The sequence below is a fragment of the Syntrophales bacterium genome (assembly GCA_030655775.1).
Classification (GTDB): Bacteria; Desulfobacterota; Syntrophia; order Syntrophales; family JADFWA01; genus JAUSPI01.
Genome location: JAUSPI010000104.1, coordinates 1 through 4,644, shown reverse-complemented (window position 1 = coordinate 4,644; position 4,644 = coordinate 1). Strand labels below are relative to the sequence as shown.

At 48.1% G+C, this 4,644-nt stretch carries 6 protein-coding genes; 5 read left to right on the top strand and 1 reads right to left on the bottom strand.

Annotated elements, in window-relative coordinates:
• The first annotated feature begins 61 nt into the window (after nt 1-61).
• The 4 genes from Q7J27_05535 to Q7J27_05520 are packed head-to-tail and all read left to right on the top strand — an operon-like array spanning nt 62 to nt 3,027.
• On the top strand, nt 62-310 hold the full coding sequence (locus Q7J27_05535) for a hypothetical protein (GenBank protein ID MDO9528608.1): 249 nt from the start codon (nt 62-64) through the stop codon (nt 308-310).
• A 39-nt stretch (nt 311-349) separates the two neighbouring features.
• The gene (scmC, locus tag Q7J27_05530; protein ID MDO9528607.1) at nt 350-1,270 is read left to right on the top strand and encodes a SynChlorMet cassette protein ScmC; all 921 of its coding nucleotides are present in this window, start codon (nt 350-352) and stop codon (nt 1,268-1,270) included.
• Between the two features lies 1 nt (nt 1,271).
• Nucleotides 1,272-1,922, top strand: a complete 651-nt coding sequence (locus Q7J27_05525) for a signal peptidase I (GenBank protein ID MDO9528606.1) — start codon at nt 1,272-1,274, stop codon at nt 1,920-1,922.
• Complete coding sequence (locus tag Q7J27_05520) at nt 1,909-3,027, top strand: nucleotidyltransferase family protein (GenBank protein ID MDO9528605.1); 1,119 nt, start codon at nt 1,909-1,911, stop codon at nt 3,025-3,027. The genes Q7J27_05525 and Q7J27_05520 overlap by 14 nt, the downstream gene beginning before the upstream one ends.
• Here Q7J27_05520 and Q7J27_05515 read toward each other — a convergent pair.
• Nucleotides 3,024-4,100 carry an HD domain-containing phosphohydrolase gene (locus tag Q7J27_05515; GenBank protein ID MDO9528604.1) on the bottom strand — a complete coding sequence of 359 codons (1,077 nt, stop codon included), beginning with the start codon at nt 4,098-4,100 and terminating at the stop codon, nt 3,024-3,026. The two genes, Q7J27_05520 and Q7J27_05515, sit on opposite strands and share 4 nt — an antisense overlap.
• A gap of 351 nt (nt 4,101-4,451) precedes the next feature.
• On the opposite strand from Q7J27_05515, the gene Q7J27_05510 reads away from it, so the two are divergent.
• Nucleotides 4,452-4,644 (top strand): hypothetical protein (locus Q7J27_05510; protein ID MDO9528603.1); only part of this gene is annotated, 193 nt, incomplete at its 3' end.

Sequence of the window (4,644 nt, the reverse complement as noted above, 5' to 3'; positions counted from 1 at the left end):
GCCATGAAGCAAACAGCAAGGGGCTCTTTTCGGAGACACGTTTAAAAAAGGAGGAAATGCCATGAATTATGAAAAACCTCTCCTGATAGATTTTGCCCTGGAAGACAGGGCCGAGGGCACTCTTGGTAGCTGTAAGTCGGGAGCTTCCGCTGCTGCGTGCAGCCTCGGATCGAGTGTCGGAGGGCCCGCCACAGGAAAATGCATAAATGGGTCAGTCGCGCAAGGCAGATGCGAAATGGGAGCGACTGCCGCAGGCAGGTGTAGACTTGGGAGTCAAGCAAACCCTCCCTCTCCTCCCTCCCAGCGCTGAACAATTCCGACAGTTCAGGGACTGAAAACGAGGTCGAGTTTGAAGGGTAAAACATCCAACACGGGATTCGCTCTGAAACTGGGCAACGGCATCTGCTGGTCCTTTATAGCTACGCCGGATACAAGGTTGTGGGTAGAAAAATTCGCCACGATTATTGGACTGGATCCTGACGATCGGGATATGAGCTGCAGCAGTATCAGGATGTTCTTTGTCCGGGGGCATTGGAAGAAAGACGAATGTGTCGAGCTGAATCCACTCATATTCTCGAAGATAAAGACAGATCTTCCAACTGGCGGATGGAGTGGCGTGGATTTCGGGGCGCTCAGACTCTGGACGCATAACGAACTACCGGACATTGTTTGTGAAATCAGTCATGCCCGCAGTCACAGGGTTGACATTGTAAAAATGTGGACCGCCCTTTACGGCATATACTTGAGATCGTTTGACTCGGGGGGGCTTATTCTGCATGGGGCCCTCGTAGAGCGAAACGGAAAAGGGGTGTTGCTTGCCGGTCAGGGAGGCGCCGGAAAATCCACCCTGTCTCGCCGCCTTCCTCCTGACCGGCATGTCTTGAGTGACGATCAGTCCCTTGTCGTGCTGGATGATCAAAACAGATACCTGGCTCACCCCGTCCCCACCTGGAGCGATCACCTCTGGCGGGAATCAGAACAGAACTGGAATATCCAATATCATGTCCCCCTTGCCGCGATTTTTTTTATAGAACAGGCCGCCTCCGATAAAGTTGTTCCCATAGGCCGGGGACAGGCGGCTGTGCGTATTAATGATTCCTGCACGGAGGCAATTAATCCAGTCTGGTGGCACATGGATATGAAAGAAAAGACAGACATAAAGAAGAAAATCTTTGATAACGCGAGTGATATGGCCAGGGCCATTCCAGCTTATATTCTCCGAAACAGCCTTAATGGTTGTTTCTGGGACGAGATGGAAAAGGTTCTCTGACATGACCGGATATGCCCCCAAAAAGATGGTTTACACCGGCTCAAGCATGTACCCTGTTTTAAAGGCGTCCGACATAATGCATGTATCGCCGGGCGAAGGTGATCAGATTCGACGTGGAGATGTCATCGTATTTTCCCCACCGGGCAGCAACGACATGGTTGCTCACAGGGTTATTTCCATCTCCGACCATGGGTTAATAACACGGGGCGACAATAACAACGATGCCGACCCTTGGTCACTAAGCCCTGATCGTATTGTCGGGCGTGTAGTCCGCGCGCGAAGGGGGAATCGGCTTCTGGCAATATATGGTGGAACAAGGGGCCTGTTATATGCGTCCGCAGTCAGATTTTTCTGCAACATCGATTCGGTGATATCTTCCTTTCTGAATCCTGCCTATCATCGTTTGGCTAAAGCGGGACTGTTCAGGCGATGGTTGCCGGATGGAATGCGTATGCGGGTTCTTTCTTTTAACCGTTCCGACGGAGTGGAGTTTCAGCTTCTCATGGCCGGACATGTGATCGGGCGCCTGCTGCCGGGCAAGAACGAGTGGTTTATCCGGCGGCCCTTTCGCCTCTTTGTGGATGAGGCATCTCTCCCTCAACCGGGTGCATGCATCAGACGGGGTGAGGCATCATTGAATGATTTCTCTTGAACAGAAAATACTGGCCTGTTCAGCCGAGTTATATCCTGACTCATATCAACAGCAAAAATTGCAGCGCCTCATGCTCAGGTGCATGGACGTGGACCATCTGATCGGCACGGCCTTTGACGAAGGGGTGGCTGGTCTCCTATATAAAAATCTCACCAAATCAAATCTGCCGGATATCCTCGATAAGAAGCAGCGAGAAACGCTTCGAAACCTTTACCACGGAAATGTTGTTTTTAACCTCAAGCTGATCCATGATTTTAAAGAGATCCTGCACCGGCTCAACCAGAAAAAGATAAAGGTTGTCCCTCTGAAGGGGATAATTCTTTTGAAACAGGTCTATCGCGATATCGGCCTGAGGCAACTAACCGACATCGATCTCTGGATACTTGACAGGGATCACAGGGAAATTATCCGGACACTGACTGCCCTGGGCTACCGGAGCGATCCGGTTTATCCGGGTACTTTCCGAAGGGGGCGCACAACCATTGATCTTCACTTTCACATTCTCGGGGCTGAACGCATTGGGGCGCGAAAGTTTATTCTTGCCCGGGGACAGAGTCATTTCTATACGAATGCCCGGAGCATGGACTTTGAGGGCGAGGAAGTCCTGTCTTTAAACAAATATGATCAGGTTATAATCTTGAGCCTTCACGCGCTTAAGCACAATGCAGAAAGACTGATCTGGCTGGTGGATATCAAGAGTCTGCTCGCCGGCTGGGAGAAGCCTGACTGGGAGGCGCTCATTGATCGAGTCCGGTATATGGGCCAGGAAAAATCTGTTTCATATATCTTTTTCCTGATCCGCCATATATTTGGTTTTCCCTTCCCACAGGAAGTCAGCCGGGCCCTGAAGTTGGGGGAACTCAACTTCCTGGAAAAAAAATTGCTGAAAGAGAGGCTAAAAAAGGGACCCCTGCCAAAATGGGCCGCCCTTTTTCTCTTTTCCCCCGACAGGGGATTATGGGCGCGGATTTACTCCATCCTTGAGACACTGTTTCCAAGGCCGGAAATATTGAGACAGGGTTTTGCGTCTTCTCGAGAGCTCAAAGTCTGGGAGCTCTACCTGAAGAGAGTCTGTCAGCTTATTAACATGGCAAAAAAGCATTAGGGTCTGTGCGGGATTTCCTCTTCGGAGACGCCATCCACAATATAGATCAGAGGGTTTTCACTCAACTTTATTATAACCTCTTCAGTCGGGGCGTTGCCCTTGCCGTCAAAAAGCAGTCTGACAATCGGCTTCATGGGATTTTTTTCATCGGTGCGTACGACCATGCCTACGGCCTTATTGTTGAGAGTTACGTAGCTTCCTATTGGATAAAGAGATATTTCCTTGATAAATGCCTTAATTATCTTTGGGGAAAACATAAGATTTTTGGACAGGATTAATTCCCTGATCGAAACATTTTGGATCATTGCCTTTCTATGCGCGCGATTGTGGGTCATGGCTTCGTAGGTGTCGACTATGCCCGTTATTTTTGCATATTCGCAGATTTCATCTCCTTTAATTCCACGGGGATAGCCCTGGCCATTTTCCCTTTCGTGGTGTTCATATGCCACCCGCGGGAGCCAGGGGTAATCATCTTTAAATGGGAACAATATATTCCTTCCTGTCTCTGTGTGTTTTCTGACGATAGCCACCTCGGATTCGGTTAACCTTCCCTTTTTTTCGAGTATGCTTCCGGGAATTTTGAGCATTCCCGCATCATAAAGCAATGCGGCTAATCCCAGTTCAAGAAGTTGCGTTTTTGAATACTCCATACCCCTGCCGATTTTGAGCGCAGATATGAGTGTGTTGATCGATCCGGGAATGGTGTAGACTTCTTCGTGCCCGAAATGGATGGATGATTGATAAAGCTCGTTGATCATCTCCGGTGTGCTGATGATCCTGTTGATTAGAATGAGGGCGGGGTCGACCTTGAATGGCTTGTTGTCTAAAATACTTGCCCTGACTTCATTGATATAATTCCGGAAGTTTGAATAAATTTCCCCGATTTCCCCTGTTTCTTTTTCCGGTTCCGGAATTGCGGCCTCTGCAGACGCGGGTTTCTTGCCCGTTGATAACCCTTGCCCTTCTAAATCGCTGAGACGGAAAGGCCTGGATTTTTTTTCAACCTTCTCGGGCTTTTGAATCGGTTCTTCTTTAATTGGTTTGTTTTTAATGATGTCGGAAAGTCTAACCATGTGATATGCCTCAAAAATGTTTTGGGCGCCGAAGAATCCCTTCCACAGAGTTTTTAGACCTGTTCAGGATTTGCTAAAAAAATATTTTACTATGTTAGTATGGTTACGTATTTAAATTCAAGATTAATTTGTTCAATAATTCTAATTATGATACATTCGTAAAAAGTCCACGTGGTGTCGTTCTGAGGAGCGAAGCGACCTGTCCCAGGACGACAGCCAGGCGGAAATGACTATTTAAAATATTTATGTAAAATTCAAAGCTTGCATAGTACATTGGGAAAACTGTAAACTGTAAACCGGCAGCCGTAAACTGTTACGAAATACAATATCAGTTTGGTGGGGAATTGCAAGATGATCTACGGAATACGAAATATATTTTTGGCCGTTATTGCGGGCCTGTTTGTTTTGTCTCTTTCAGCCTGCACTTTTGAGGCAAAGGGAATACCTGTGAAGGAATTCAGGCCTCCTAAAGCTGTTGAAGAAATGGATGCGAGCCGGAAAAAAGAGATGGAAAAAGAGGTCATCGGGATGAGCCGGGTTACAG

Excerpts from the sequence above, each read along its gene's own strand:
- Q7J27_05535 (MDO9528608.1), top strand. The coding sequence starts at position 62 with ATGAATTATGAAAAACCTCTCCTGATAGATTTTGCCCTGGAAGACAGG.
- Q7J27_05525 (MDO9528606.1), top strand. The coding sequence starts at position 1,272 with ATGACCGGATATGCCCCCAAAAAGATGGTTTACACCGGCTCAAGCATG.
- Q7J27_05520 (MDO9528605.1), top strand. The coding sequence starts at position 1,909 with ATGATTTCTCTTGAACAGAAAATACTGGCCTGTTCAGCCGAGTTATAT.
- Q7J27_05515 (MDO9528604.1), bottom strand. The coding sequence starts at position 4,100 with ATGGTTAGACTTTCCGACATCATTAAAAACAAACCAATTAAAGAAGAA.